Annotated in this window: 29 protein-coding genes and 1 other RNA gene; 26 read left to right on the top strand and 4 right to left on the bottom strand. The window is 69.4% G+C overall.

The genetic code is table 11. The features are described from left to right. From EXE47_RS16730 to flaJ, 6 genes are all read left to right on the top strand, one after another. Positions 1-1,694, top strand: a 1,694-nt coding sequence (locus EXE47_RS16730) for a FlaD/FlaE family flagellar protein (RefSeq protein ID WP_137708524.1), incomplete at its 5' end; no start/stop codon positions are given. Further along, positions 1,684-2,157 carry a flagellin gene (locus tag EXE47_RS16725; RefSeq protein WP_086216896.1) on the top strand — a complete coding sequence of 158 codons (474 nt, stop codon included), beginning with the start codon at positions 1,684-1,686 and terminating at the stop codon, positions 2,155-2,157. The genes EXE47_RS16730 and EXE47_RS16725, both read left to right, overlap by 11 nt. After that, entirely contained in the window at positions 2,158-2,649 is a 492-nt protein-coding gene (locus tag EXE47_RS16720) for a flagellar protein G (RefSeq protein WP_086216897.1), read from the top strand. Between the two features lies 1 nt (position 2,650). Continuing rightward, positions 2,651-3,400, top strand: a complete 750-nt coding sequence (locus EXE47_RS16715) for an ATPase domain-containing protein (RefSeq protein WP_049930118.1) — start codon at positions 2,651-2,653, stop codon at positions 3,398-3,400. Positions 3,401-3,471: 71 nt separating this feature from the next. Beyond that, positions 3,472-5,145, top strand: coding sequence for a type II/IV secretion system ATPase subunit (locus EXE47_RS16710; RefSeq protein WP_086216898.1), 1,674 nt, complete (start codon positions 3,472-3,474; stop codon positions 5,143-5,145). Positions 5,146-5,214: 69 nt separating this feature from the next. Further along, complete coding sequence (gene flaJ, locus EXE47_RS16705; RefSeq protein WP_049930120.1) at positions 5,215-6,951, top strand: archaellar assembly protein FlaJ; 1,737 nt, start codon at positions 5,215-5,217, stop codon at positions 6,949-6,951. A 30-nt stretch (positions 6,952-6,981) separates the two neighbouring features. Here the strand turns inward: flaJ and EXE47_RS16700 are convergent, their stop codons facing one another. Continuing rightward, a complete protein-coding gene (locus EXE47_RS16700; protein ID WP_089308384.1) occupies positions 6,982-7,920 on the bottom strand; it encodes an NAD(P)-dependent oxidoreductase in 939 nt (312 codons plus the stop codon). A 132-nt stretch (positions 7,921-8,052) separates the two neighbouring features. Between EXE47_RS16700 and htpX the strand changes: the two genes are divergently transcribed. Then, positions 8,053-8,925 (top strand): zinc metalloprotease HtpX, encoded by an 873-nt coding sequence (gene htpX / locus EXE47_RS16695; protein ID WP_049930122.1) that lies wholly within the window; start codon positions 8,053-8,055, stop codon positions 8,923-8,925. A gap of 331 nt (positions 8,926-9,256) precedes the next feature. Here the strand turns inward: htpX and rnpB are convergent. Continuing rightward, an RNA gene (rnpB, locus tag EXE47_RS16690) (RNase P RNA component) lies at positions 9,257-9,609 on the bottom strand. A 151-nt stretch (positions 9,610-9,760) separates the two neighbouring features. Between rnpB and EXE47_RS16685 the strand changes: the two genes are divergently transcribed. From EXE47_RS16685 to EXE47_RS19245, 3 genes are all read left to right on the top strand, one after another. Beyond that, positions 9,761-10,363 (top strand): TIGR00296 family protein, encoded by a 603-nt coding sequence (locus EXE47_RS16685; RefSeq protein ID WP_086216770.1) that lies wholly within the window; start codon positions 9,761-9,763, stop codon positions 10,361-10,363. Positions 10,364-10,629: 266 nt separating this feature from the next. Next, on the top strand, positions 10,630-11,466 hold the full coding sequence (locus EXE47_RS16680; protein ID WP_086219917.1) for a hypothetical protein: 837 nt from the start codon (positions 10,630-10,632) through the stop codon (positions 11,464-11,466). 2 nt (positions 11,467-11,468) lie between these two features. Then, a complete protein-coding gene (locus EXE47_RS19245; RefSeq protein ID WP_255375963.1) occupies positions 11,469-11,600 on the top strand; it encodes a hypothetical protein in 132 nt (43 codons plus the stop codon). Between the two features lie 48 nt (positions 11,601-11,648). On the opposite strand, the gene EXE47_RS16675 is transcribed toward EXE47_RS19245, so the two are convergent. Together EXE47_RS16675 and EXE47_RS16670 are read right to left on the bottom strand one after the other, a co-directional pair. Further along, a complete protein-coding gene (locus EXE47_RS16675; protein WP_137708523.1) occupies positions 11,649-12,809 on the bottom strand; it encodes a nicotinate phosphoribosyltransferase in 1,161 nt (386 codons plus the stop codon). Positions 12,810-12,883: 74 nt separating this feature from the next. After that, a complete protein-coding gene (locus EXE47_RS16670; protein ID WP_137692021.1) occupies positions 12,884-14,662 on the bottom strand; it encodes an Hvo_1808 family surface protein in 1,779 nt (592 codons plus the stop codon). Between the two features lie 147 nt (positions 14,663-14,809). On the opposite strand from EXE47_RS16670, the gene EXE47_RS16665 reads away from it, so the two are divergent. The 16 genes from EXE47_RS16665 to EXE47_RS16595 all read left to right on the top strand — a co-directional run bounded on the left by EXE47_RS16665 (position 14,810) and on the right by EXE47_RS16595 (position 26,399). After that, positions 14,810-15,388 carry a cysteine hydrolase family protein gene (locus EXE47_RS16665; protein WP_137708522.1) on the top strand — a complete coding sequence of 193 codons (579 nt, stop codon included), beginning with the start codon at positions 14,810-14,812 and terminating at the stop codon, positions 15,386-15,388. Positions 15,389-15,491: 103 nt separating this feature from the next. After that, positions 15,492-16,052 carry a hypothetical protein gene (locus tag EXE47_RS16660; RefSeq protein ID WP_049930130.1) on the top strand — a complete coding sequence of 187 codons (561 nt, stop codon included), beginning with the start codon at positions 15,492-15,494 and terminating at the stop codon, positions 16,050-16,052. A gap of 95 nt (positions 16,053-16,147) precedes the next feature. Beyond that, positions 16,148-16,279: an HVO_2523 family zinc finger protein gene (locus EXE47_RS19240; RefSeq protein ID WP_254921840.1), complete on the top strand. Its 132-nt coding sequence runs from the start codon at positions 16,148-16,150 to the stop codon at positions 16,277-16,279. 159 nt (positions 16,280-16,438) lie between these two features. Further along, the gene (locus tag EXE47_RS16655; RefSeq protein WP_086220654.1) at positions 16,439-17,404 is read left to right on the top strand and encodes a phytoene/squalene synthase family protein; all 966 of its coding nucleotides are present in this window, start codon (positions 16,439-16,441) and stop codon (positions 17,402-17,404) included. Positions 17,405-17,410: 6 nt separating this feature from the next. Continuing rightward, complete coding sequence (locus tag EXE47_RS16650; RefSeq protein ID WP_049930132.1) at positions 17,411-17,620, top strand: hypothetical protein; 210 nt, start codon at positions 17,411-17,413, stop codon at positions 17,618-17,620. 91 nt (positions 17,621-17,711) lie between these two features. Then, complete coding sequence (hisD, locus tag EXE47_RS16645; RefSeq protein WP_137708521.1) at positions 17,712-18,989, top strand: histidinol dehydrogenase; 1,278 nt, start codon at positions 17,712-17,714, stop codon at positions 18,987-18,989. A gap of 215 nt (positions 18,990-19,204) precedes the next feature. Continuing rightward, entirely contained in the window at positions 19,205-20,407 is a 1,203-nt protein-coding gene (gene phnD / locus EXE47_RS16640) for a phosphate/phosphite/phosphonate ABC transporter substrate-binding protein (protein ID WP_089308377.1), read from the top strand. Positions 20,408-20,409: 2 nt separating this feature from the next. After that, entirely contained in the window at positions 20,410-21,276 is an 867-nt protein-coding gene (gene phnC, locus EXE47_RS16635) for a phosphonate ABC transporter ATP-binding protein (protein WP_089308376.1), read from the top strand. A gap of 3 nt (positions 21,277-21,279) precedes the next feature. Continuing rightward, complete coding sequence (phnE, locus tag EXE47_RS16630; protein ID WP_089308375.1) at positions 21,280-22,116, top strand: phosphonate ABC transporter, permease protein PhnE; 837 nt, start codon at positions 21,280-21,282, stop codon at positions 22,114-22,116. Continuing rightward, a complete protein-coding gene (phnE, locus tag EXE47_RS16625) occupies positions 22,116-22,910 on the top strand; it encodes a phosphonate ABC transporter, permease protein PhnE (protein ID WP_089308374.1) in 795 nt (264 codons plus the stop codon). The genes phnE (EXE47_RS16630) and phnE (EXE47_RS16625) overlap by 1 nt, the downstream gene beginning before the upstream one ends. A 53-nt stretch (positions 22,911-22,963) precedes the next feature. Next, entirely contained in the window at positions 22,964-23,674 is a 711-nt protein-coding gene (locus EXE47_RS16620; RefSeq protein ID WP_137708520.1) for an HAD family hydrolase, read from the top strand. A gap of 60 nt (positions 23,675-23,734) precedes the next feature. After that, complete coding sequence (locus tag EXE47_RS16615) at positions 23,735-24,895, top strand: mechanosensitive ion channel family protein (RefSeq protein WP_137708519.1); 1,161 nt, start codon at positions 23,735-23,737, stop codon at positions 24,893-24,895. A gap of 51 nt (positions 24,896-24,946) precedes the next feature. Then, positions 24,947-25,321, top strand: a complete 375-nt coding sequence (locus tag EXE47_RS16610; protein ID WP_049930136.1) for an iron-sulfur cluster assembly accessory protein — start codon at positions 24,947-24,949, stop codon at positions 25,319-25,321. Between the two features lie 104 nt (positions 25,322-25,425). Continuing rightward, positions 25,426-25,671 carry a DUF5816 domain-containing protein gene (locus tag EXE47_RS16605; RefSeq protein ID WP_049930138.1) on the top strand — a complete coding sequence of 82 codons (246 nt, stop codon included), beginning with the start codon at positions 25,426-25,428 and terminating at the stop codon, positions 25,669-25,671. A gap of 117 nt (positions 25,672-25,788) precedes the next feature. Beyond that, positions 25,789-26,127, top strand: coding sequence for a hypothetical protein (locus tag EXE47_RS16600; protein ID WP_089308372.1), 339 nt, complete (start codon positions 25,789-25,791; stop codon positions 26,125-26,127). Between the two features lie 71 nt (positions 26,128-26,198). Beyond that, a complete protein-coding gene (locus EXE47_RS16595; protein WP_049930142.1) occupies positions 26,199-26,399 on the top strand; it encodes a dodecin in 201 nt (66 codons plus the stop codon). Positions 26,400-26,610: the final 211 nt, after the last annotated feature.

Raw genomic sequence — 26,610 nt, 5'->3', positions numbered from 1 at the left:
GTGATGGCGACGGCTTCGACGACTTTGACGGCATGGACGAGTGGGACGACGAGTTCGACGACAGCGGCGGCGGCGGAGGCGGCGGTGGCGCGGCCACCGACGAGCTCGAAAACCGGCTCGACGAGCTCGAAAACGAGGTCGCGTCGCTCTCCTCGACCGTCTCAACGGTTCGCTCGGAGAACGAGGAGATCTCGAACGCCGTCGACGACATTCAGGAGGATGTCCGCAACCTCCTCGACATCTACGAGATGGTCACCCGCGGCATCAACCCCTTCGTCGACGACTCCGGCGGCTTCGACAGCGTCGCCGGCGGCGGCGAGGGCTCGTTCGGCATCTTCGACGATGAAGACGGCGGCGAGGAGGAGGATCTTGACGAGGACGTCGCGAACGCCGACGCGGACGGGTTCTTCGACGACGACCTCCTCGACGAGGAAGCGGGCGCGGAGGCGGACGAGTTCGATGACCTCGACGATGACGTCGACGACGGCGGGTTCGATGACCTCGACGATAACGTCGACGACGGCGGGTTCGACGACCTCGACGATGACGTCGACGACGGCGGGTTCGATGACCTCGACGATGACTTCGAGGAACTGGATGACGACAGCACGGACGACGCCGCGTCCGAGACCGAAACGGCGGACGAGGAAGACGATATGAATGACGACGGAAAGAGCTTCAGCGAACTGAAAGAGGAGTACGACTCCGGGGAGGCCGACTGGGCCGAAGAGGGCGACGACGCCGCGGACGAGGACCCGTTCGACGACGGGGACGACTCGTTCGACAACCCCGGCGACGAAACGGACTCGTTCGACGATGGGGCCGCGGACGACGGGTTCGGTGACGACCTCGGCGGAGACGACCTCGGGGCCGAGACCGGCGGCGACGACTTCGGCGAACCGGCGGACCCCGAACCGGCGCGAGGCGCCGAACCGGATCCCGCCCCCGGCCGTCGACCCGGCGGCGACCCCGCTGAGGCGTCCGGCGGCTTCGAGTACGTCGGTGAGGACGACCTCTCGGGGAGCGGCAACCGCGGCAAGCCATACCTCACCGAACTCCCGGGCGACTACGTCGGGGACCTCCTCGTGATGGAGTGGCTGGAGTTCCTCGTCTCCGAGAGCGATGTCACCGACGCGGTGCGCGCCATCAACTACTACGAGCGGATCGAGTGGATCGGCCCCGACGCCGCGGCGCGGCTCCGGGACTTCCTCTCCGGGTTCGGCACGATCGACCGCAACCTCGTCGACCGTCCGGGCACCGACCGGCTCGTCCGAGAACACCACACCCGCAGCCTCCGGTACGTGACCCAGCTCAACGGCACCAGCAGCCACACGGTCCTCCTCGACCGCTGGGACGACCTCGCCGGCGGCTCGATCGTTGGCGGCGGGCCGGTCCGAGGCCGCCGCGGCGGTCGCGCCGACCCGGCCCGCGGCGACCGCCGCGACCGCTCGGCCCCGAAGCGGAACGGGCACGAGCCGTCCGGTCGCCGAGAGGCCCGGGACGAGCGCGAGCGACGCACGAACGGCGCGGATCACGGTACGAACGGCGCGGACCGCGACGGCGGGGCGAACAGCGGCGACGCTCCCCGCGACGACCGGCGCGAGCGGAACGGTTCCACGCGACCGATGAACGACCCGAATCCCCGTTCTGACCGCGCCGATCCGGCCGACGGAGGGTGGGGAGATGGGCGTTAGCGTCTCCGCGTCTACGGCCATCATCGTCGCGGGGCTGTTCTTCGCGTTCACGACGTTCTACCCTGTGGCGTCCAACGGGATCGAGCGAGTCTCCGACGCGCAACACGGCGTCAACGAGCGCGCGCTCGAACGGCAGAACACCGACTTCTCCGTGACGAGCGCGACGTTCAACGCGACGACCGGCGAGCTCACTGTCAACGCCACCAACGAGGGCTCGATCGGACTCGTCGCCGACGACGCGACGCTCCTAGTCGGCAACGAGTACGTCGACGTCGGGGGTTCGAACGCTGCCACGACCGTCGACGGCGACGCCGACACCGCGCTCTGGCTGGGCGACGAGACGCTGTCGGTGACGGTCGGCGACACCGTGGAGACCGACATCGTCGGCGGGGAGACCCGCGTGGTCCTCGTCGTCGAGTCCGGTGTCCGCGACGCCGCGACCGTGACGGAGGTGAGCGCGTAGATGGCCAGCGTCCCGGTCTCGCACCTCATCCTGTTCATCGCCAGCCTGGTGATCGCCGCCGGCGTCGTCGGGACGATCACGACGGGCGTCGACCGCGTGAGCGCCGCCGTCGACGACGCGGGGCTCGACGCGACCGAGCAGCTCCGGACCGACGTGACGATCATCTCCGACCCGAGCGCGGGGGTGTACAACGCGACCGAGGGCAACGTGACGCTCCTGATAAAGAACACCGGCACCTACCGCCTCGCGCCCGACGGCTCCGACCTCGACGTCGTCTTCGACGGCGGGTACGTGCGGCCAAGCAAGCTCTCCGGAGAGCTGGTCTCCGTCGACGGCGCGAACGCATGGAGCCGCGGCGACGTGCTCCGCCTCACGATCGAGGTCAGCGAGATCGACGGCGTGAACGGCGGGCTCGCCGACGGCGACCACCGGGTGTACCTCTCGGTGAACGGCGACGAGGAGCTATTCCAGTTCCGCGTGGGGGGTAACTGAGATGCCCCACGACAACCTTCTCTCGCTCGGCCTCGGCGAGCGCGACCGACTCAACAAGGAGCTCGGCGGTGGCATCCCCCGCGGGAGCATCGTCCTCATGGAGGGCGACTACGGGGCCGGGAAAAGCGCCATCTCTCAGCGGTTCGCCTACGGGCTCGTCGAGGAGGGCGCTTCGGTGACGATGATGTCGACGGAGCTCACCGTCCGCGGGTTCATCGACCAGATGCACTCGCTGGAGTACGACATGGTGAAGCCGCTCCTCCAAGAGGAGCTGCTCTTCCTCCACGCCGACTTCGACTCCGGCGGCGCGTTCTCCGACGGCGACGGCGAGCGCAAGGAGCTGCTCAAGCGGTTGATGGAAGCGGAGGCGATGTGGAACTCCGACGTCGTCTTCCTCGACACGTTCGACGCCATCTTCCGCAACGACCCAACGTTCGAGGCGCTCGTTCGGAAGAACGAGGAGCGGCAGGCCGCCCTCGAGATCATCTCCTTCTTCCGTGAGATCATCTCGCAGGGAAAGGTGGTGGTGCTCACCGTCGACCCCTCGGCGGTCGACGACGAGGCGATCGGCCCGTTCCGCTCCATCGCCGACGTGTTCCTCGAACTGGAGATGATCGAGGTCGGCAACGACATCCGCCGGCAGATCAACGTGAAGCGGTTCGCGGGCATGGGCGAACAAGTCGGCGACACAATCGGGTTCTCGGTGCGTTCCGGAACCGGAATCGTCATTGAGAGCCGCAGCGTCGCCTAACACATGGCCCGCAGACGCACAGCCGGTCCGCGCGCGCGGACTGCGACCACCGCGACGACCGAGCGTGGGACATGACCGAACACGGCACCGCCAAACCGTCCGACGAGCTCCGGAAGGCCGCGATGCGGCGGCCGCACCTCCGGGAGCACCTCCGGGAGTTCAAACAGATCACCGGGGAGTTCCCGCAGTTCATCGAGGAGCCGAAAGACGAGTACGAGTCCAACCGGCCGAACGTCATCTATCCGGTCGGCGGCCCCATCTACAGCCACATCTACGGCGACCTCGGGCAGGACACGAAGTACTACGCCATCGAGCCGGAGCTCTCCGGCTCGCAGGCCGAGATCCTCAACGAGGTGAAAAACCGGCTCCTCACCGTGAGCGGTCAACACACCGCTCCGGACAACGAGGCCGAGTACGACGACCTCATCGAGGAGCTGTTAGAGGAGGTCACGCACATCGACGAGCAGAACGGCGGACTCCGCGGGAACCTCTCGAAGGTCCTCAACATGGGGAAACTCTCGGTCACGGAGGAGACCTACGAGAACATCCGATACCGGCTTAACCGCGACATCGTCGGGCTCGGCCCCCTCGAACCGATCATGCGCGACCCGGCCAACGAGGACATTCACGTCATCGGCCCCAAGGAGTGTCACGTCGACCACGGCACCTTCGGGATGCTGGAGACGACCGTCGACTTCGGTACCCCCGAGGAGTTCGACAACTGGCTGCGGAACATGGGCGAGCGGATGGGCGACCCCCTCTCCGACTCCGATCCGATCGTCGACTCCACGCTGCCCGACGGCTCGCGTATCAACATCATCTACTCCGACGACGTCTCGCTGAAGGGGTCCTCGCTCACGATCCGGCAGGGCGACGAGGTGCCCCTGTCGATCAATCAGATCACGAACTGGGGAACGCTCTCGCCGCAGTTGGCGGCGTACCTCTGGCTCTGCCTAGAGAACGAGCAGACGGTATTCGTGGTCGGGGAGACGGCGTCCGGGAAGACGACGACGCTGAACGCCATCCTCTCGTACATCCCGGACGACTCGAAGATATACACCGCGGAGGACACCGCGGAGGTCATCCCGCCGCACAGCACGTGGCAGCAGCTGTTGACCCGTGAGGGCGGCGCCGAGGGATCCACCGACGTGGATATGTTCGATCTGGTCGCCGCGGCGTTGCGGTCGCGCCCCGACTACATCATCGTGGGCGAGGTCCGGGGCGCCGAGGGGCGCATGGCGTTCCAGGCGGCCCAGACCGGCCACCCCGTGATGCTGACGTTCCACGCGTCCGACATCGTCTCGATGATCCAGCGGTTCACCTCCGAGCCGATCAACGTCCCGGAGACGTTCATGGACAACGCCGACGTGGCGCTGTTCCAGAACCGCGTGAAGCAGGGCGACCAAGTCCTGCGCCGCGTGACGAGCGTCCAGGAGATCGAGGGGTACTCCAAGGAGATGGAGGGGGTCGTCACCCGCGAGGTGTTCAGCTGGGACCCCGTCGAAGACGAGATCGTCTTCCAGGGGATGAACAACTCCTACGTGTTAGAAGAGCAGATCGCGACGCTGCTCGGCTACGCCGACACCCGCGACATCTACGACGACCTGGAGTTCCGCGCGGAGCTCATCGAGCGGATGATTCAGGAGGGCATTCTGGGCTACCACGAGGTGAACGACGCGATCAACTCCTTCCAGCGCGACGGCGTCGAGGGGCTCCCCTTCGACATGCACCGGAACACGATGTGACGATGCTCGGGGACACGTGACGATGCTCGGTGACGAACCGCCCGCGAGGGCGCCGGAGGGACGCTGACGATGGCGGTGAAACAGGTGGGCGACGGGCTCGCGACGGCCGCCCAACTGACCTCCGAGGTCATGGAGTCGTACGAGCAGCTCGACATCTCCAAGGGGAAGTACGTCGGGCTCGTGCTGTTCCCGGCCGTGCTCGTCTTCCTCGCGAGCGTCGTCGGCTTGGTCGCGCTGCCGCTCCCCTTCGCCGCCCGGGTCCCGATCCCGATGTTCGGCGGGCTCATCCTGTTCGCGGCGGTGATCTACCCGAAGATCTACCTCTCCAGTCTGGAGACGAAGATCGACAACCAACTACATCTCGTGATGACGCACATGACGGTGCTGTCGACGACGAACATCGACCGGATGGAGGTGTTCCGGACGCTGGCGAAAGAGGAGGAGTACGGCGTCGCCGCCGAGGAGATCGGCCGCGTCGTCCACCTCGTCGACACGTGGAACCAGAGCCTCGACGACGCGTGTCGGCGTCGGGCTCAGGAGGTCCCCTCCGACGCGATGGCCGACTTCTTCGACCGCCTCGGCTACACCATGGGCGCGGGGCAGTCGCTGGAGGAGTTCCTCGTCTCTGAGCAGGACGTCATGCTGGCACAGTACGAGACCCGCTACGAGTCTGCGCTCTCGAACTTGGAGGTGATGAAGGACCTGTACATGTCGATGATCCTCTCGATGACGTTCGCCCTCGTGTTCGCGGTCGTCCTCCCGATCCTCACCGGTAACGACCCGACCGCGACTGTCGCGGCCGTCATCGTGCTGTTCGTCTTCGTCCAGCTCGGCTTCTACGCGATGATTCGCGCCACGTCGCCGTACGACCCGATCTGGTACCACCCCGACGAGCGCTCCCCGGGCGACCTGAAGCTGTGGGGGTCGCTGATCGGCGGCGGCGCGCTCTCGTTCCTCCTCATCGGGATCACGGCCGCCGGGATGTTCGGGTACGGGCCCGGGCTTCCCGGTCTCCTCTTCTTCCTCGACGACGTGCGGCTGCCGCTGTACCTCGCGGTCCCCATCTCGCCGCTGATCATCACCGGGGTCGTCCTTCGGAGCGAGGAGCAGGCGATCACCGCCCGCGACGGCGAGTTCCCGTCGTTCGTGCGCGCGCTGGGCGCGACCGAGAGCGCGAAGCAGTCGACTACCACCGACGTGCTGACGACGCTGCGCGACAAGAACTTCGGGGAGCTCTCGGAGTCGATCGAGCGGCTCTACCGCCGGCTCAACATGCGAATCAGCACCGAGGGCGCGTGGCGGGCGTTCACGCGAGACACGCGCTCGTACCTCATCCAGAAGTTCTCCGAGATGTACCTCGTGGGCCGCCGGATGGGCGGGGACCCGAAGATGCTCGGCGAGCTGATTTCGAAGAACATGAACGCCGTCAACCAGCTGCGCGAGCAGCGCCGGCAGGCGGCGATGACGTTCATCGGACTGCTGTACGGGATCACCGCGGCCGCGACGTTCGCCTTCTTCATCGGGCTGGAGATCGTTGCGATTCTCGCGGACTTGACCGCCGACTTCGGGCTCGACCAGATGGACATCGGGCAGATCGTCTACCCCGGCGCCTACGACATCCCGCTCATCGAGTACCTCCTCCTCACCGTCGTGCTGTTCAACGCGGCGCTCTCCTCGCAGATGATCCGCCGGATCGACGGCGGGAACCCCGCGAACGGCTACATCCACTTCGTGCTCCTGACGTGGCTCGGCTCCGTGACCGCCATCGCGACGCGGACCCTCGTCAACGCGATCCTGTCGATCTGACCGGAAATCGGTCGCTGTCGCCCGGCCGAGTCACCCCTCGAACAGTGCCGGCTCGGTGACCGCCTCGTCGGCCGCGTCGCGCCACGACCGCGACGGCGTCCACCCGAACAGCTGCTCCGCCTTCGCGACCGCGTACGCGCCGCGGTCGTCGCCCTCCGCGAGCGCGCTCCCGTCGACCGCACAGTCGTCGGAAACCTCGCCGTACGACTCGCGCAGGAGTTCGAGCAGGGGGCGACCGAGCGCGTTGTCGGCCGCGACGCAGTTGATCGCCTCGTGGGTGCCGAGCGCGACGGCCGAGTCGTCGCCGAGGAGGTCCGCGAGCGCGGCCGCGACGAGGTCGGCGACGTCGCGGACGTCGACGTACGACCAGAAGTTGCCCGCGCCCGCCTCGAGGTCGGCCACGTACTCGTCCGCGCGGCAGGCGTAGTCGCCGGGGTACTGGATCCACGAGGGGCGGACGGAGACCGCCGACACGCCGTGGCGGCGCGCGACCGCGCCCGCCGCGGCCTCCGCGGTCACCTTCGAGAGCCCGTACGGGTCCTCCGGGCGGAGCGGGTGCCCCTCGGTGACCGGCAACTCATCCGGGAACGGCGTCGGCTCGGCGAAGAAGAAGCCGTACGCGCCGTCGCTGGAGGCCTGAACGACCGGCGCGCCCGCTCGCCCGGCGGCGTCGAGGACGTGCTTCGCGGCGAGCGCGTTCGTCTCGAACACCCGCCCCTCGGGGTGGGTTCCGGCCACGGGGATCGCCGCCCAGTGGACGACGGCGTCCGGGTCGACGGCAGCGACGACGTCGAGCGCCTGCTCGCGCTCGGCGAGGTCGGCCGCGCGGAACGAGACGTTCGAGGCGAGGTTGACGCCGAGGCCCGGGTGGTCGTAGTCGACGACGACGACCTCGTAATCGCCCGCGAGCCGGTCGACGACCCAGCGCCCGGAGGCGCCGCGGCCGCCGGTGACGAGAACGGTGTCCATGCGTCGCCGTCGCGGTCGCGGGGCAAAAACGCAGCGTTGCGCCGAAAACCGCACCGCCGCGGGCGGGCGCCTCAGGGCCGCATCGTCCCCGGCTCCGGCAGGCTTTAACGCGCCGAGCGGTAATCTTGGGGTATGGACTGGAAGACAGACTGGGGGCTCCGTGGACGAATGGGGTTCACGATGTTCCTCCTCTTCGCCCTCTACGTCGTGTTCATCGGCGTCCTGATCGAGGTGTTCAACGTCGGGATCATCTTCACGCTCGCGATGTTCGGCGCGTTCTCGCTCGCGCAGTACTTCTTCAGCGACAAGCTCGCGCTCCGGAGCATGGGCGCCCGCGAGGTCGACCCGGACGAGTACCCGGACCTCCACCGCCGGATCGAGCGCCTGAGCCAGCAGGCCGACCTGCCGAAGCCGACCGTCGCGGTCGCGAACACCCGCGTCCCGAACGCGTTCGCGACCGGCCGGAACAAGAAGAACGCCACCGTCGCGGTGACGACCGGACTGTTGGAGAGCCTCGACGAGGACGAGCTCGACGGCGTGCTCGCCCACGAGCTCGCCCACGTCAAGAACCGCGACGTGATGGTGATGACCATCGCGTCGTTCCTCTCCACTATCGCCTTCTTCATCGTGCGGTGGGGGTGGCTGCTCGGCGGCGACAACCGGCAGGGAGCGCCCGTCATCGTGGCCATCGTCGCGTCGCTTCTGGTGTGGGTGATCTCGTTCCTGCTCATCCGCGCGCTCTCGCGGTACCGTGAGTACTCCGCCGACCGCGGTGCGGCGCTCATCACCGGGAAGCCCGGAGCGCTCGCCTCGGCGCTGATGACGATCGACGGGCGGATGGACCGGGTGCCCGAGGAGGACCTCCGCGAGGAGGCGGAGATGAACGCGTTCTTCATCATCCCGATCAAGGCCGGTTTCGTCGGCAAGATCGCCTCCACGCACCCCTCGACGGAGAACCGCATCGAGAAGCTCCGCGAGCTCGAAAAGGAAATGGAAACGGCCTGAGACGGGTTCGGATCGCGATTTTTGGTCGGTCGTCTATAAGACGTTGAGAGCGGATCAACGGCGAACGCTCCCGAAGTCCCGGCAGCTCACTTAGAAACCGCTGAGAGTGGGTCGACGACGAACACCCCCGAAGCCCCGCCCGACCGTGACCGCATCCTCACGCCTCCCCAGCCTCGTCGCTGGCGCCCTCCGCTTCGCTCCGGGGCCAGCGACTCCCTCGCGCGTGCTCCTCGCGGCCGCCGCTTCGCTCCGGCCGCTCGCAGGCACGCGCCACCGACTCGTTCACTTCTCGATGATCGCGGAAGGATCGCACCGCTGGTCGGTGTGAGCGGACTGAGGGGAGTAAGCCCCCTTCGGTTCGTCCCGACATTCGGCTGAGCGTCCGCGCCGCGGCCGGACTACCTTGTGGCGCGGACTTGCACCGGCGAGGATTCGCCGTTCCATCCGTTCCCGCCCGTCTCGGACGCGGCGGAGCCACGTACAACGTGGGAAACCCACGTACCCTCTCCGGGTTAACTCCCTTCCCTTGCGGGTCGGTTCGCGCGGATCATCGGTCGGGGCGGGGGGTGTCGTTGCTGTTCCAGAGCCAGCCGTCTCCGACTCCGGGCGTGTGCCCGGTCGCCTGTCCGGCCGGTGGGGGGACTTTCCTCATGCCGGAGGCACGGGAGTCGGGCTCCCTCTGTCCGTTCTCCCGTTTCGCCCGCCGGCGAATAAGCGGATCGGTCGGGCGCGTCCGCCGGGCGGAATCTGCGGGGTTCGGCGGAGACGCCGCGAACGCCGCGAGCGCGGTGCCACAAGGGAAGCGTTCAAGTCGCCAGCAACGTAATGGACTCTCATGTCCGAGGCCCAGACCGTTCAGCTGTCGTACGACGACGGTGCACGAGCGGTCGAACTCGCGCGGGAGGCGGTGGAGTCGTTCGTTCGACACGGGCAACGCGAACAGCCCGGAAGCATGCGCGAGGCGTTCTACGCCCGCACCGGCGCTTTCGTTCGGCTCCAGTCGACTCGGGGGCGGGGCCGTCTCCGCGGCTGCGCCGGGGCGTGGGACACTTCCGACCAGCTCGGGCACGCCATCGTCGAGGCCGCCATCAAGGCCGCCTCGGGCGACTCCTGCGGCTCCGAGGTGGAGCCGAAGGAACTCGACAACATCACCGTCTCGGTGTTCGTCGTCTCAAACACTGTCCTTACCAACGATCCCGCTGAGGACCTCGAGATCGGCACCCACGGCGTCTCCGTCGACAGCGGTAACGCGCACGGCTGGCTCTATCCGACGGTCCCTGTCGAGAACGGCTGGTCGGCCGCGGAGTTCCTCTCGCGAACCTGCCGGAAGGCGAAGCTCTCGCCCACCGCCTGGCAGGAGGAAGACACGATGGTGACGCTCATCGAGGGCCAGGTGTTCCGAGAGCGCGCCGACGGCGGCGCGGTCGAGGAGCTGTAGGCCGACCCGCTCGCGCCGGGACATCGCTCGTCCCGGCCCCACCGTCTCGCAAACCGTTCCTTCCCGCTCGACGCGTCCCGTTGAGCCGCGGCGCCATCTCACTCGTGGTCTGTCGCTCCCTCGCGTCTCGACCGCCGAGCGCAGATCGGCGCCCGCGCTCCGACGGTCCCGCGAACCGGTGGCTTTTTTATGTTTTAGGCTAGCCTAATCTCTATGACTCACACGGTCAACGCAGACGGTCGACCGCCCGAGGGCGGTGATCCGCGGTGACCGTCGAGACGCACGTCGACCGCGCCCGGGACCGGGTGGCGGCCGAACGCGACGCCACGGCGGACGAGCGACGAGCGTACGAGCGGTTCCGATCGGCTCTCGCGTCGATCCCGACCGCCTCGGCGCCGACCGGCGCCGGCGGCGGGGGCGCCGGTTTCGGGAACGGCACCGGCGGCGGGCCGGGACCGAGCGCCGGCGGCGTCCGCGCCATCGCCGGCGCGACGAACGCGGCGTCGACCGACGGCTGTCGCCGGGTCCGCGAGGCGTTCGCCGAGACGGTGCGGCCCCACAGCGTGCCCGACGGTTCCGACGGCGAACCGCTGCTCGCGACCGTCCGCGAGGAACTGGGCGACGCCGTCGCGGTCGCGCTCTCGCCGAAGACGGACCACGATTTCACCCGCCCGGTCGCGTCGGCGATAGCGTCCGCCGTCGACGACCGGCTCGCGGAGCTCGCCGTGTTCGACCGGACCCTCGAACGCGAGGCGGCGTCGCTCCGGTCCGCCGGCGAGACGGTCCGTGAGACCACCGACTGGCTGTCGACCGCGGACGAGACGCCCCTCTCCGCGCTCGGGTTCGACGCGCTGCGTCGCCGCCACGAGGCGCTCGGCGAGCGGATCGAGGCCTGCGAGGCGCTGCTGGCGGAGCGGCAGGCCGACCTCGATCGGACCGCCAGCCGCGGCGCCGCGGTCGGCGTCCGACAGCGATCGACCGTCGCGTACCTGTACGACGACTTCACGGTGTCGTACCCCGTCCTCTCGACCGTCGCGCGCCTCGTCGAGACGCTCCGTGAGTGCCGGCGGGCGGTCCGCGACCACCTCGTCCGGAGGGCGTAACCGTGTCCGACTCACCGCGCCGCGTCCGAGCCCGCGGCTGGGCGTGGGCCTGTCTCGGCCTGTTCGGCGACCCGGACGGCGCCGACTCGGGCGCCACCGGACCGGACGACGACGCGCCGGACGACTCCGGGTGACGCGCGGCCCGAGCCGGTCTCTCCGACCGCGCCCTGCCGTGCGACAAACTACTCGTCGTCCCCGTACCCCACCGCCTCCGCGTCCGCGAGCGCCCGCTCCGTCGACGCCGACAGGTCGAGGGCCTCGTCGGCGACGACCTCGCCGTCGCGGATCACGGGCTCCATGAGCGACTCGGCGCTGTCCGGGCCAGAGCGCCCCGCGAGCCCGACCGCGTGGGCGCCGTCTTCGGTGCGGTAGACGGACTTCGCGCCCGAGAGTTTCCCCCGCTTGGCCGCCGGCTCGCCGTCGACGGCGACGAGGTCGAGCGCGAAGTCGACCGGGTCCGCGTTGGAGACGTACCCGCCGACGCCGAACCCGTCGGCGAGGTCGCGCAGGTCTCGGAGGTCCGCGGGGCCGAGCCCGCCGGAGACGTACACGTCCACGTCCCCGTGGCCCCGGGCCTCGAGTTCCCACTGGACCTCGCGGACGATGTGTCGGAAGTCGCCGCGCCGGGACCCGGTCGTGTCGAGCCGGACGCCGTCGAGGTCGTCGCCGAGCGTCTCGACCGCGCGGAGGACCTCGTCGACCTCGTCGGAGTAGGTGTCACACAGCGCGATCCGGGGCGCGTCCCCCGGCACGCCATCGTCGTAGGCGCGCCACGCGGCCTCCTGCTCGCCGCGGCCGAAGCAGATGGCGAGCGCGTGGGGCATCGTCCCGGACGCCTCGCGGCCGAGCAGCTCGCCGGCCGCGACGTGCGAGAACCCGTCGAAGCCGCCGACGAGCGCGGACCGCTCGACCGCCGCGGCCATCGCTGGGTGGACGTGGCGCGCGCCGAACGAGAGCACCGAGGAGTCCGGCGCGGCGAGCCGACAGTCGAGCGCCGCCGTCGCCATCCCGGACGCCTGCGAGAGGAAGCCGAGCAGCGACGTCTCCAGCCGCGCGAACGCCGCGTACGGCCCCTCGATCCGCATCACCGGCCCGCCGTCGAACAGCCGCCCCTCCGGGATCGCGTCGACGTCGACGCCGCGGCCGGCCAGCAGCTCGACGGCGTCGCCGAGGCCGGCGAACAGCTCGAACTCCCCGTCCGGGAACTGGTCCGCGGTCACCTCGGCGACGACGCGCGGGTTCCGCCCCGCCGCCTCCAGCGCCGCCTCGGTCCGCTCGAAGTACGCGTCGGTCGCGCGGCCCTCCCGGATCGCGGCCGCGTCGACGATGTCGAACTCGCTCATGCTCGACGGTTCGGGCGCGGAGACGAAAAGCCACCGTGTCGCGGCGAGCGCGCGACGATCCCGGGCGGATCAGTTCACGTGGATCGCCGTGCGAACAGCCCGAGCGCCGCCATAACGGCGACGAGCGTCGCCGCGACCCCGAATCCGGGAGTGCTGCCGGCGGTGTCGCCGCTCTCGTTCCCGTCGTCGCTCCCGTTCCCGTCGTCGCTCCCGTTCGCCCCGTCAGCGCCGTCGGTTCCGTCGCTCACGTCGCCGTCGTCGCCGCTGTCGCTTCCGCCGTCACCGCCGTCGCCGTCGGCCCCGTCACCCGCGTCCGGGAGCGCGAGGTCGGCGTCCGGCCGGAGTTCGAGGACGCCCGCCGGCGAGGGCGCGTGGGTGATCGTCACGCTCGTCCCGTCGCGCTCGACGCCGTACGCGCCGGGGAAGTCGCTCTCCTCGCCGATCTCGTACACGGTCCCCTCGGCGTAGTCGCCGTCGCCGTGCGCGGTCAGCATCCGCACGTAGGCGTCGCGGAACGCCGCGGCGTCGCCCTCGGTCTGCCACTCGGTCGCCCAGACGTAGCCGTCGCGCTCGCCGTTCCGGTAGGGGTACAGCTCGTCGCCGGCCCACCCCTCGGTCACGGGGTGCGCGTAGTTGTACAGTCCCCGGGTTTGGAGCTCCGCGTCGGTGCGGAAGTGGACGTTGTAGTTCTCCGCGGGGGACCGGTCCGGCTCGAGCACCGAATACTCGTATCCGCCGTCGAACCGCACCCCGGCGCTCTGGTACCAGAACATCACGAACATCGACGCCTCGCCCGCTGTCTCCGCGCCGTCGACCCCCTGGTCCGCGTACGTCTCCCACCCGCCGGTCGCGGCGTCCTCGAAGCTCACGCTGCGCTCCTCGTAGTCGGGGTCCCGGTGGATGACCTCAGCCGTCGACGCCGGCGGGTCGTTCATCGTCTCGTTGACGGCGGCCCAGCCCCCCTCGTCGCGCAGCTCGCGGACGTACAGCGCGCCGTCGCCGTACGGCTGGAGGACGGTCTGGAGAATGCCGAAGTTGAAGTCGGGCACGTCGCCGCCGCCCCCGCCGCTCTCGGGCGGCTCGGCGCAGGTCCAGTTGTCGGCGCAGCGGGCGGCGTACCGCTCCTCGACGTGGACCGCCTCCCCCTCGACGATCCCGTCGACCGCGAGGTCGCCGTCCTGCGTCGCGCCGACGTAGCGCGGGTCGGTGAGGTCGTGGTACTGGTCTTGCATCGCGTGGAGGAGCTCGTGCGCGAGCGTGGAGGGGTCGATATCCGGCGACTCCCCGTCGGGGACGACGATGACGATCTGGTCCGCCGTCGGCGAGTAGAAGCCAGAGACCGCGCCGCCGAACACCGAGTCGATCTCGCTGTTGGCGTTCGCGTCGTCGCCGACGACGAACAGCGCCTCCCACACCTGGTCGTTCCAGCGCCGGAACGCCTCGGAGCCGTTCCCGCTCGCCGTGTCGTTGAGGTACTCGCTCCGGGAGACCGTCTCGACCGGCACGTCCTCCCGGAAGGGGCGCTGACGGACGTGTTCGACGCGCGCCATCGTCAGGTCCGTCAGCGCCGCCAACTGCGTCTCGTTGAGTCCGTCGGTCTCCGCGAAGTCGACCGACTCCTCGTAGTGGGTCCCGTTCCAACAGCCCACCAGTTCGGTGCCGTCACCAGGACCGCACTCCTCGGCCGACGCGGAGGGCACGGCGTCGGACGTCACGGGGCCGTTCCCGGCCGACTCGGCGGGGACCGCGCCGGCGTCGGGGGCGGCGGCGACGCCGGCGGTGAAGGCGACACACAGGACGGCGACCGCGGCAACGATCGCGGCCGCGGTCGAGGGGCTGAGAACCCGTCGCATACGAGATTTATCGGCCGCCCCGGTAAGTAGTTTGTCGGTTCCTTCGGCGCCGCGGCCGGCGGATTTTTTCCTGCCGTGTCGGCGGATCGCCGCGCGGACCCCGCGGAACGGACGACGGTTTTTGCCCCCTGCGCGCTAACCGCCGGTATGGCGTTCGATCCGACAGCAACCGCGGTGGTCGTCGTCGACATGCAAAACGGGTTCTGTCACCCCGACGGGAGCCTCTACGCCGAGCCGAGCGAGGCGGCGGTCGAGCCGGTGACGGCGCTCGTCGACCGCGCCCGGGAGGCCGGTGCGAGCGTGGTCTACACCCGCGACGTCCACCCGCCCGAGCAGTTCGACGAGACCCACTACTACGACGAGTTCGACCGGTGGGGCGAACACGTCGTCGAGGGGTCGTGGGACGCCGAACTCGTCGCCGACCTCGACGTGCGCGACGACGACCACGTCGTCGAGAAGCACACCTACGACGCCTTCTACCGGACGGACTTGGAGGGGTACCTCGACGCGCACGGCATCGACGACCTGCTGATCTGCGGCACGCTCGCGAACGTCTGCGTCCTCCACACGGCCGGGAGCGCGGGCCTCCGAGACTACCGCCCGGTCGTCGTCGAGGACGCGCTCGGCTACATCACCGAGGACCACCGCGAGTACGCGGTCGACCACGCCGAGTGGCTGTTCGGCGAGACGGCGACCCGCGACGAGGTCGCCTTCACCGCCGAGTAACCGGTGGCGAGCGTTCCGGATGTCGAACGTTCCGGATTTCCGTAATTATCGCGCGCGGAAATCGGCGTGTAATCCTTTTTACCGCTCGCCGAAACCGCAGGGTATGGACATCTCTCGACGGGGCGTGCTCGGCGGCCTCGGCGCGGTCTGTGCGGTCGGCGCCGTCGGCTTCGCGGGCGCGACGGCGGTGACGGACGGCGAGGCGGCCGGCGGCATCGGCGGCGACGGCCCGGGACCGACGGGCGGCGCGTCCGCCGACGGAGGGGGCGGGTCCGGTCCCTCGTCGGCCGGCGTCGATCCCGACGCGCCGTTCGTCGCGCGGGTGACCGGCGACGACGGGACCGACGCGCTGCTGTTCGACGCGAGCGACCTCGACCGCGTCAAGGGCGTCTTCTCCCAAGACGGCGAGTACCTCGTCCAGGTCGTGCTCTCCGAGGCGGGGATCGAGTCGTTCCGGAGCCGCCTCGACGAGGCGGGGGCGACCGACGACCCGGCGGCGTTCGTGGTGTCGATGACGCTCGACGGGACCGAGGTGCGGCGCGTCGAGCTCGACGGGGAGACGGTGGGGGCGCTCACCGGCTCCGAGTGGGGGGGCGTGTTAACCCTCCCGTTCGACGAGGAGACGGTCGCTCGCTCGGTGTACGACCGACTGGCGGACGAGTAACTCGCTTCCGGGGCGCCCTCGACGACTGACTGGTCAGGTATCTCGACGCGGTGAACGGTGGATAGGGTTTTGCCTCTCGACTGCGTGTGTCCGCCGTGAGCGATGCCCCCGCGGACGACGGCGGTCGCCCGTGTCCGGTCTGCGAGACCCCGATGTACCACCGGCACTGTAAGTACGTCTGTCCGGCGCACGGCGTCGTCTACGACTGTAGCGACACGTTCTACTGAGCCGTCGGTCGCGCCGCGCGCCGCGTCGATCGCCGGCACGGCCGGGGTCGATCGGCACCCGAACTGTGTCGTGCGAACTGTTATGTTCTTGGAGGCCGACCTTTCTTTTATGATGGGCGACCCGTACGTGACCCTCCTTGCCGACCCACCGAGGTCAGCATGGTAGAGCAAAAGCAGGTTGCCCGGAGCAAGCGGATCCAGCGCCGCACCGGGAAGACCTTCCACGTCGCCACCCGGCTACTGCCGCAGCGGATTCGTCACCCGACGTACGTGCTGTACGGATTCTTCCGGATCGCCGACGAGGTCGTCGACGCCGAAGACACGGCGCCCCCCGCCGAGCAGCGGGCCGAACTCGACCGGCTCCGGGCGGCCGCGCTCGGCGAGGAGCCGACCGACGACCCCGTGTTGGAGGCGTTCTCCGAGGTGCGCGAGCGGAACGGCATCGCCGACGCGGACGTTCACTCGTTCGTGGACGCGATGGAGAGCGACATCGACACCGACCGCTACGAAACCTACGCGGACCTAGAGGCGTACATGGACGGCTCCGCCGCCGCCGTCGGGCGGATGATGACGTCGATCATGGACCTCGATCCGGAGGAGGAGGCCGAGGCGCTCCCGCACGCCACGAAGCTCGGCGAGGCGTTCCAGATGACGAACTTCCTCCGGGACGTCCGCGAGGACGTCGTCGAGCGCGACCGGATCTACCTCCCCCTAGAGACCCTGCGGCGCCACGGCGTGAGCGAGCAGCAGATCCTCGACTTGGAGTTCGACGAGGATGTCGCGGCCGCGATCCGCGAGGAGATGGCCCGCACGGAGCGCCTCTACGAGGAGGGCGTCGCGGGGATCAAGTACCTCCCCGAGGACTGCCAGCTCGCGGTGCTGCTCGCGGCGGTGCTGTACGTCGACCACCACCGCCTCATCCGGAACCTCGGGTACGACACCGTCTCGACGACCCCGGAGCTGTCGCTCACCCGGAAGCTGTCGCTGCTGGTCCGCACCCGCTGGAAGTGGCAGTGGAACCGCGACCCCGAGGCGGTGTTCTACGACATGTGTACCGATTTCGACCCCAGCCGCGAGTCCCACGGCCACGGACCCCACGGCACGGGCGTTCCCCAGACGGACTGAACGCCCGTGGACCGCTCCCGGTTCGTCGCCCTCGCGTTCGCCGCGTTCGGTCTCGTGTTCGTCTCCTTCCTCATCCGCGGCACGACCCGACTGGTGGCGCCCTACGGGGTCGCCGTCGCCGCGTCGGCGCCCGTCCTCTTCGCGGCGGCCGGGCTGCTCGCCGGTCTCGTCGTCCTCGCCCTCCTCGATCTGACGGGTATCCGCCCGCTAACGTGAGCGGCGACGGCCCGCCTCGTCCGGTCGGCCGTGGCACCGCCAGCGCCGCCCGAGTCGGAACGCCCTTGCCGCGCCGACCCCCACGAAGCGTATGGACGTACGAACCGTCGCGGACCTCTCGCCGGCCGAGCGCCGCGCCTTCTTCGAGCGCGACGCCGGCGTCGAGGGGGTCCGCGAAGACGTGCGGGAGATCGTCGAGCGGGTCCGCGAGGAGGGCGACGTCGCGGTCCGCGAGTTCGCCGAGGAGTTCGACGGGGTCGCCGTCGGCAACATCGACGTGACGGACGACGCGGCGCGGGCGCACGACGAGCTGGCCGACGCGGACGACCCGGTCCTCGACGCCGTCCGCGAGGCCGCGGCGAACGTCCGCGAGTTCCACGAGCGGCAGCGCCCGGAGGACTGGCGCGACGACTTCGGCGGCCGGGAGCTGGGGCGGCGGTTCCGTCCGATCGACCGGGTCGGCGTGTACGTGCCCGGCGGCGCGGCCGCGTACCCCTCCAGCGCGCTGATGGGGATCATCCCCGCGGTCGTCGCCGGCGTCGACCACGTCGCGGTCGCCACGCCGCCGGCGGCGGATCTGAACCCGGTCACCCTCGCGGCGATCCACGAGGCGGGGGCCGACGCGGTGTACCAGGTCGGCGGCGCGCAGGCTGTCGCCGCGCTCGCCTACGGCACGGAGACGGTGACGCGGGTCCAGAAGATCGTGGGCCCCGGGAACAAGTGGGTCACGGCCGCGAAGTCGATCGTCCAAGGCGACGCCGAAATCGACTTCCTCGCCGGCCCGAGCGAGGTGCTTGTCCTCGCGGACGAGACGGCGGACCCCGCCCTCGTGGCGGCCGACCTCGTCGCGCAGGCCGAACACGACCCGAACGCCTCCGTGGTCGCGGTCACGGACGACGCCGACCTCGCCGCGGCGGTCGCTGACGCGGTCGAGGCGCAGGCGGCCGAGCGTGAGCGCGAGGAGACGATCCGGGCCGCACTCGACAACGAGGCCTCCGGCGTGCTCCACGCGCGGTCGATGCCCGAGGCCGTGCTGTTCGCCGAGGAGTACGCCGCCGAACACCTCTCGATCGTGGCCGACGACGACGAGGCGCTTCTCGACCGGATCACCAACGCCGGCTCCGTCTTCCTCGGCCCGCACTCGCCGGTCGCCGCGGGCGACTACGCGGCCGGGACGAACCACGTGCTGCCGACGAACGGCGGCGCGAAGCGCTACGGTGGGCTCTCCGTGGACACGTTCCTCCGGTCGTCGACGGTCCAGCGCCTCGACCGCGACGCACTCGATGACCTCTCGGAGACGATCACCTCCCTCGCCGAGGCGGAGGGGTTGGAGGCGCACGCGGAGAGCGTCCGGAAGCGGTTCCAGTGACTCGCCGTCCCGTCGCCTCCCCGCTCCCCGGCCCCGCCTGACCCGGAGAGGATGCCCCGCCTCCGGAGCGGTATATACCATCATAGATCGATCCGAACGGGTACGGAGCGGCCCGTCCCCTCATGGTGTGTTCTGGCCCACCACGGAGCAGTCTAGACGGCCATATTCGGCTCATAGCAGGCTTCTTCGCCTTGAAAACACGTTTCCAATCCGTAATGGTGGAAGACATAACTCAACGGCGGGAATCGAGTTCACGGCGTAAGTTCATCCTGGCCGGCGGGGCGGTCGGGATCGCCGGTCTGGCAGGCTGTTCCGGCGGGAGCGGAGACGGCGAGGCCGGCGCGGGCCTCGATTCGGGCAGCGAGGACGGCGACGGCGGCGACGGCGGATCAAGCGACCCGATGCTCGCGGACGCCTCGGAGTTCGATCCCGCCGAGCCCGGCTGGGAGGAGAACAACTACCTGATGACGGCGGTCTCGGAGAACGACTACTTTCAGGGGAGCCAGACGGACCTGGAGAACATGCGGAACCAGGACGTCGACGAGATCGCTCACGGCGAGCCGCCGCGGGATCTGCCCGACGACGAGAGCGAATGGGTCGATCCCGACCCGCTCATCTTCGTGGACAAGCCCGGTGAGTCCGGCCAGTCGCAGTACCAGGATACCATCCAGCCGTTGCTGGACCGGCTCGAGGAGACGACGGGCCGGACGGTCGAGTGGCAGCCAGTCGACTCCAACGCGGCGACGGTCGAGTCGTTCCGGGCGGGGCGCGGACATCTGGGCGATATCTCGACCGGGACGTCCGCCTTCGGGGTCAACCTCGGCGGCGTCGTTCCGTTCGCGGTCCCGAGAAGTCCCTCCGGACAGTTCGGCTACCGGCTGCTGGCGATCACCCGCGACGACGAGCATGACATCCAGTCTGTCAACGACTTCGCGCGCGACGATGTCACAGTCACGCACTCCGAGCCGGCGTCGAACTCCGGCAACCAGGCGCCGTCGGCGCTGTTCGACCAGTTTTTCGACGTGACGGCCGGAGAGGACTACGAGAGGGAGTTCTCGGGCGGCCACGACCAGACCGCCCGCGGCATCGCGGCCGGCGACTACGACGCCGGGCCGATCTGTAGCACCTGCGTCGACGACCTCGTCCAGTCGACGGAGGACATCGACTACGACGACTTCAAAGTGGTCTGGGCGAGCAACCCGTTCCCGCCGGGTCCGATGGTCCACCGCTACGACCTTCACCCGGACATCGTCGAAGGGATCAAGGAGGCGACCATCGGGACCGACTGGACGGACACCGAGTACGCCGAAAACACCGGTGAGGCCGAGTACGTCGAAATCGACTACAAGAAGGTGTTCAACGACATCCTGATCATCCAGCGGTACAACGGCGTCGAGTACGAGAGCGGGAACCTGTAACGATGCTCGAAACGGAGAAGCTCGGAAAGACGTACCCGACCGGCGACGAGGCGCTCAGCGACGTCTCCGTGCGGATCGACGGCCGCGAGGTCGTGGCGATGATCGGCCCGAGCGGGGCCGGCAAGAGCACGTTCGTCCGATGTGTCAACCGGCTAGTCGAGCCGACGGCGGGAAGTATTCGCCTCGACGACACGGAGCTGACGGCGCTGGACGACGACGGGCTGCGGAACGCGCGCCGGAACATCGGCATGGTGTTCCAGGAGTACAACCTCGTCGAACGGCTCACCGTGATGGAGAACGTGCTCTCCGGGCGGCTCGGCTACGTCTCGAACTGGGCGGCGCTCCGGCGGAACTTCCCGCCGGACGATGTCGAGCGCGCCTACGAGCTGCTGGACCTCGTCGGACTCAACGGCATGGAGAACAAGCGGGTCGACGAGCTCTCGGGCGGGCAGCGCCAGCGCGTCGGCATCGCGAGGGCGGTCGTCCAGGAGCCGAAGATTCTGCTGGCCGACGAGCCGACCTCCAGCCTCGACCCCGAGACCTCCCGCGACGTAATGGAGCTGCTCACCGACATCGCCGAGGACCGCGACGTGCCCGTGCTGATCAACATCCACGAGGTTGACCTCGCGGAGGCGTACGCGGACCGAATCCTCGGGCTTCACGCCGGCGAACTCGTCTTCGACGGGCCGGCGAGCGACCTCACCGACGAGTCGAAGGGCGTCATCTACCGGGGGGAGGAGCCGCCGGAGTCGGCCGTGACCGACCCGGACTGGCTGTCGGGGGCGAACGATGACTCGGGTTCGAACGGTGAGTCGAGCGCGCGGAACGGGCAGGATGCCGGTTCCGACCGCCTGCCCGCGGAGGACTGACCCGTGGCGACCGAGTCGTCCTCGCCGGCCGGGTCGGCGGGCGCGGCGGACAGACGGACGTGGCGACGGCCGACCGCGTTCCGGAACCGGTACACAAAGTGGGCAGTGTACGGGGCCGTCCTCGCGCTCGTCGTCTGGTCGGTGGCGAGCCTACAGATCACCCTCGGGCGGTTCCTCTCGGGACTCGGCTACGGCTACGAGCTGATCGACTCGATGCTGCCGCCCGAGACCGGCAGCGAATACACGCTCAGGCTGTTTGACCGCATGATCGAGACGATCGCGATGGCGATGGTCGCGACCGTCGCCGGGATCGCGATCAGCCTGCCGGTCGCGTTCGGAGCGGCCGAGAACATTTCACCGAAGCCGACCTACTACCTCAGTCGCGGTATCATCAGCGCCACGCGTGCCATCGACGGACTGATCGTCGCGATCGTCGCCGTCATCGCGCTCGGGTTCGGCCCGCTCGCGGGGATCGTCGCGATCAGTTTCAAAACGATCGGCTTCTTTTCGAAGCTGTTCGCCGAGGACTTGGAGGATATCGACATGGGTGGCGTCGAGGCAGTCCGGGCGACCGGCGCCTCTCGGTTCCAGAGCCTCGTCTACGGGGTCGTCCCGCAGGTCGTTCCGCGCTTCGCCGGGCTCGCCGTGTACCGCTGGGACATCAACATCCGGTCGTCGACGATCGTTGGGATCGTCGGCGCCGGCGGGATCGGCGTCCTCCTCCAGCGGGCCTACCAACGGTACGAGTACGACTACGTGGCGGCAATTCTCATCGCGATCATCGCGGTGGTCCTCGTCGCCGAGTTCGTGAGCGCCGTCGTCAGACGGAGGGTCCAGTGATGGCGGGCGCCACGCGCGAGTGGAGCCGGTTCGACGCGCGAGAGCGGCTCTTCCGGATCGGCGGTGCGCTCGTCGCCGTCGCCGTCGTGGTCGGCTCGTGGGAGTGGCTCGACATGAGCCTCCAGTACGTGACCACCGCGCCGGCGCAGGTCGGTGACCTCTTCGGGCGGATGGTCCCGCCGGACTGGGGCTACCTGCCGAACGCGGTCGGCCCGCTCGCCGAAACAATACAGATCGCCGTCGTCGGGACGATCGCGGCGGTGATGATGGCGGCCCCGGTCGCGTACATCTCCGCCGAGAACACGACGCCGAACCGGGCGACGTACGCGCTCGGGAAGCTCATCGTCACGGTCTCGCGGTCGGTCCACACGATCGTCTGGGCGCTGCTGTTCGTCGTGATGCTCGGGCCGGGCGCGCTCGCGGGCACCGTCGCGACCGCGGTCCGGTCGATCGGGTTCCTGGCGAAGCTCCTCGGCGAGGAGATCGAGGAGATCGACTTCGGGCAGGTGGAGGGGGTCCGGGCGACCGGCGCGAGTCCAGCCCAGCTGCTGATCTACGGGATCGTCCCGCAGATCAAGCCGGCCTTGGTCGGGCTCAGCGTGTACCGGTGGGACATCAACGTCCGCGCGGCGACGATCCTCGGGTTCGTCGGCGCCGGCGGGATCGGCGTCCAGCTGTTCGAGGCGATCGACTCGTTCGCGTGGCGGACGGTGTCGGCGCTGCTGATCGCCATCCTCGGCGTCGTGCTGGTGAGCGAAGGCGTGTCGGCGTACGCTCGACGGAAAGTGCGCTGATGCCGACCGCGAGGCGGAGCGACACGCGAACCGACGACAAAACGGAACCACACATGACAGCGATTCACGATACAGACGACCGGAACGACCGAGCGACCGACGGAGTCGTCCTCTTCGACATGGACGGCGTGATTCTCGACGGCTGGGGGACCGACGACATCGTTCACAGCCGCGCGCTCGACGACGTGCTGGAGGAACGGGACCTGCGGGTGACCGGGGACCTCCGGCGTCCGCTTGAGACGCACGCGTACGACGACGACTTCCGAGGCGCCTGCGAGGAGTTAGGCGTCGATCCCGCGGCCCTGTTCCGGGCCCGCGAGGAGCGCGGCGCGAAGCGGTCCGTCGCCCGGCTCGCGGCCGGGACGAGACAGCTCTGCCCCGACGTCGACGCGATCGGCGAGATCGCCGAGCGCGTCCCCGTCGGGCTCGTGAGCAACAACTACCACCCGACCGTGGAGTTCGTCGTCGACCACTTCCGGCTCGACGCGTTCTCGTTCGCCCGCGGCCGCGACCTCGGTCCGGAGGGGTTCCGCCGCCGCAAGCCGGACCCGCACTACCTGAACGAGGCGCTCGACGCGCTCGACGCGAGCGCGGGGCTCTACGTCGGCGACCGCGCCACCGACGTGATCGCCGCCGAACGGGCCGGACTCGACGGCGTGTTCCTCAGGCGCGAGCACAACGCCGCCCTCGATCTCGATGTCGAGCCGACCGCGGAGATCGACACCCTCCGCGACCTCGTCGGCCTCGTCGAGACGACGCCGTGACCCGGTGAGCGACGCGTCCCCCGCAGAAACGGTTATCTCGCGCAGCGTCGTCTCGAAGGTATGATACCGTCGCTCGCGGCGCTGTTCGAGGGGTTCACGGCGGTGGAGGCGACGGTCGCCGTCCTCCTCGTCTCGGTCGTCGCCGCCCTCGGAATGGAGTTCGTCGTCCTCCGCGTCACCCGGCGGTACGTCTCGGCGACGGACACCGGCTACGACGACATCGTCATCGCCTCGCTGCGGGCGCCGCTCGTCGTCACCGCGGCGCTCGCGGGGGTGTTCGTGCTCACGCAGGTCCCCGCGGTGCGCGCCTCGGTGATCGTGGAGCCGCGCCTGCTCGACGCCGTCTTCGGCCGACCGTCGCTGTCGGTGATCGTCCTCGTCTGGGCGTACGCGGCCAACGGCGTCGTGAACCGGGTCGTCGCCGCGGTCAACGCCGAGGGCGGGCGGTTCGACTTCGCGCCCGTCTTCTCGAACGTCTGGACGCTCGCGGTGCTGGTCGGGAGCGTCGGCACCCTGCTGTGGCTGTGGGGCATCGAGATCACGCCGCTGCTCGGCGCCGCGGGCGTCGCCGGTATCGCGGTCGGCTTCGCGGCGAAGGACACGGTGGCGAACTTCTTCGGCGGGATCGCGCTGTACTTCGACGACACCTACAAGATCGGCGACTTCATCGTCTTAGACGACGGCACGGCCGGGACCGTGATCAAGGTCGGCGTGCGCTCGACGACGCTGCTCACCCGCGACGAGGTGCTGGTGACGGTGCCGAACGCGGCGCTCAACGCCTCGAAGGTGACGAACGAGTCCGCGCCCCGGCGCCGCCGCCGCGTCCGGGTCCCGATCGGCGTCGCCTACGGGACGGACGTGGACGCCTTCGAGGCGCTCGCGATGGATGTCGTGGGAGCCGAGCCGCTGGTCCTCGACTCCCCGAAGCCGCGGGCGCGGTTCCGGTCGTTCGGCGACTCCTCGCTCCAGTATGAGATCCTCTGTTGGGTGAACGGGCCCACTCGTCGCCGCCGCGCGCAACACGAACTCAACCGGGCGCTGTACGTGGCGCTCGGCGACGCGGGCATCGAGATCCCGTACCCGAAACGCGACGTGACGGTCAGCGGGGCCGTCGGACCCGCGGCGGCCGCTCGCGACGGCGCGCCCGATCCCGAGCAGGAGCCGAACACTGACGCGGATCCGAGCACGGACGCGGATTCGAGCGCCGACGCAGCGACCTGACCGGTCGCTCCCGCCGGCAGGGTTTTGAGTGTCGACGCCGAACGCGTTCGCATGAGTACCGAACCGGCCGACACCGGGACCGAGGGGAACGACCCGGCGATCGAGGTGACGCCGGACGCCGCCGAGGAGGCGCTCTCGCTCTTGGAGGGCGAGGGGCTCGACACCGACATCGCCGGACTGCGACTGTTCGTCCAGCAGGGCGGCTGCGCGGGGCTGTCCTACGGGATGCGCTTCGACACCGAGCCGGAGGAAGACGACCTCGTCGTGGAACACCACGACCTCCGGGTGTTCGTCGACCCCGCGAGCAAGAACTACATCGGCGGGAGCACGCTCGACTACGAACACGGGCTTCAGGCGGCCGGCTTCGAGGTCGAGAACCCGAACGTCGTCTCCGAGTGCGGCTGCGGCGAGTCGTTCCGCACGTAGCGGTTCCCCGCCGTCACCGGGGCGGTTCCGGCCTCCGCTTCGCTTCCGTTTTCTCCCGACCGCCGAGTCCGCCGCTTAAGTCGCTCCGCCGGGTAGCGAGAGGTATGACGCTGGAAGCGACGACGACACCGGACGGGGAACGCGTGTACACCGACCGGTCGCGCACGGAGCGCGGCGCGGACGGCCCCTTCTACCTCGTGTTCGCGGACGAGGCGGGGGAGTCCCGCTGGGGGTTCCGCTGCGGCAACTGCGGGTCGTTCGACACCGCGATGGACACGATGGGCCGGATCCAGTGTACCGAGTGCGGAAACCTCCGGAAGCCGGACGAGTGGGACGCGGCCCACGAGTGAGCCTCCGGCGATGGGACTCGCTCGCGGCTCTCCGCGGCGTTCCCGGCCGCCCAGCCGGTTCTCTCTGTCCGAAATCGTGAGAAAGTTTATCACGGATGGTGCCGAACTTCGAGGTAGATGGCCACTGTGAGCATCCCCCCGACGACCGAGGCCAGAGACGTCTTCCGCGAACTGGGTTACACCGTCTCCGAGGGCGGACGCGAGTTCGTCGCGGAGCGCAAGTGGCGGCGCGTCCTCGTGACGGTGCTGTGTCTGGACGACGACGACCTCGACCCGTATCTCGAAAACGGGGGCGACACACCACGACTCCGGTGTTTCGTCACGTGGCGCGACCGCGCGGCCGACCTCCAAGAGCGGCTCGTCGCCTCGAAACCTCCCTACGACTGGGCGGTCATCGGCATCGACCACGACGGCGAGGACTTCGCGGTGATGGAAGGCGCGCCCGGAAGTCCGTAGGGGTCCTCCAGCCACGGGCCCGTCCCGCGACGCCTATTTTTATCCCCCCGTGCGTCCTACCAGCACGTGACATGGTTTTCAAGAAAATCACGCTGATCGGGACGAGCGAGGAGAGCTTCGACGCCGCGGCCGACGACGCCATCGACCGCGCCGAGGACACGCTGGACAACGTCTACTGGGTCGAGGTCGAGGAGTTCGGCGTCGAGTTGGACAGCGCGGCCGACCGCGAGTATCAGGCGGAAGTCGAGGTCGCGTTCGAACTGGAGGGATAAGCGGTAGGCGGTTTTTTGATTCGCTCGTAGCTCCGAGCGGCGGTGTCGCCCGATTATAGATTGGTCTCGACGGATCGCCGTCGAACACCACCGAAGCCCCAGCTGCGAGGGCTCGCTGCGATCGCTGCGCGCCTCCGTCGGCCACTCCGTCCCCTCCCTCGGTGCTTACGTCGCGCGCCGTCGCGGCTGCCCCTTCGAGTCCCGCCCGCCC

The sequence above is a fragment of the Halorubrum sp. GN12_10-3_MGM genome, from assembly GCF_005435235.1.
Lineage (GTDB): Archaea > Halobacteriota > Halobacteria > Halobacteriales > Haloferacaceae > Halorubrum > Halorubrum ezzemoulense.
The sequence above is the reverse complement of the archived record's forward strand: the minus strand, read 5'-3'. Positions and strand labels throughout refer to the sequence as shown.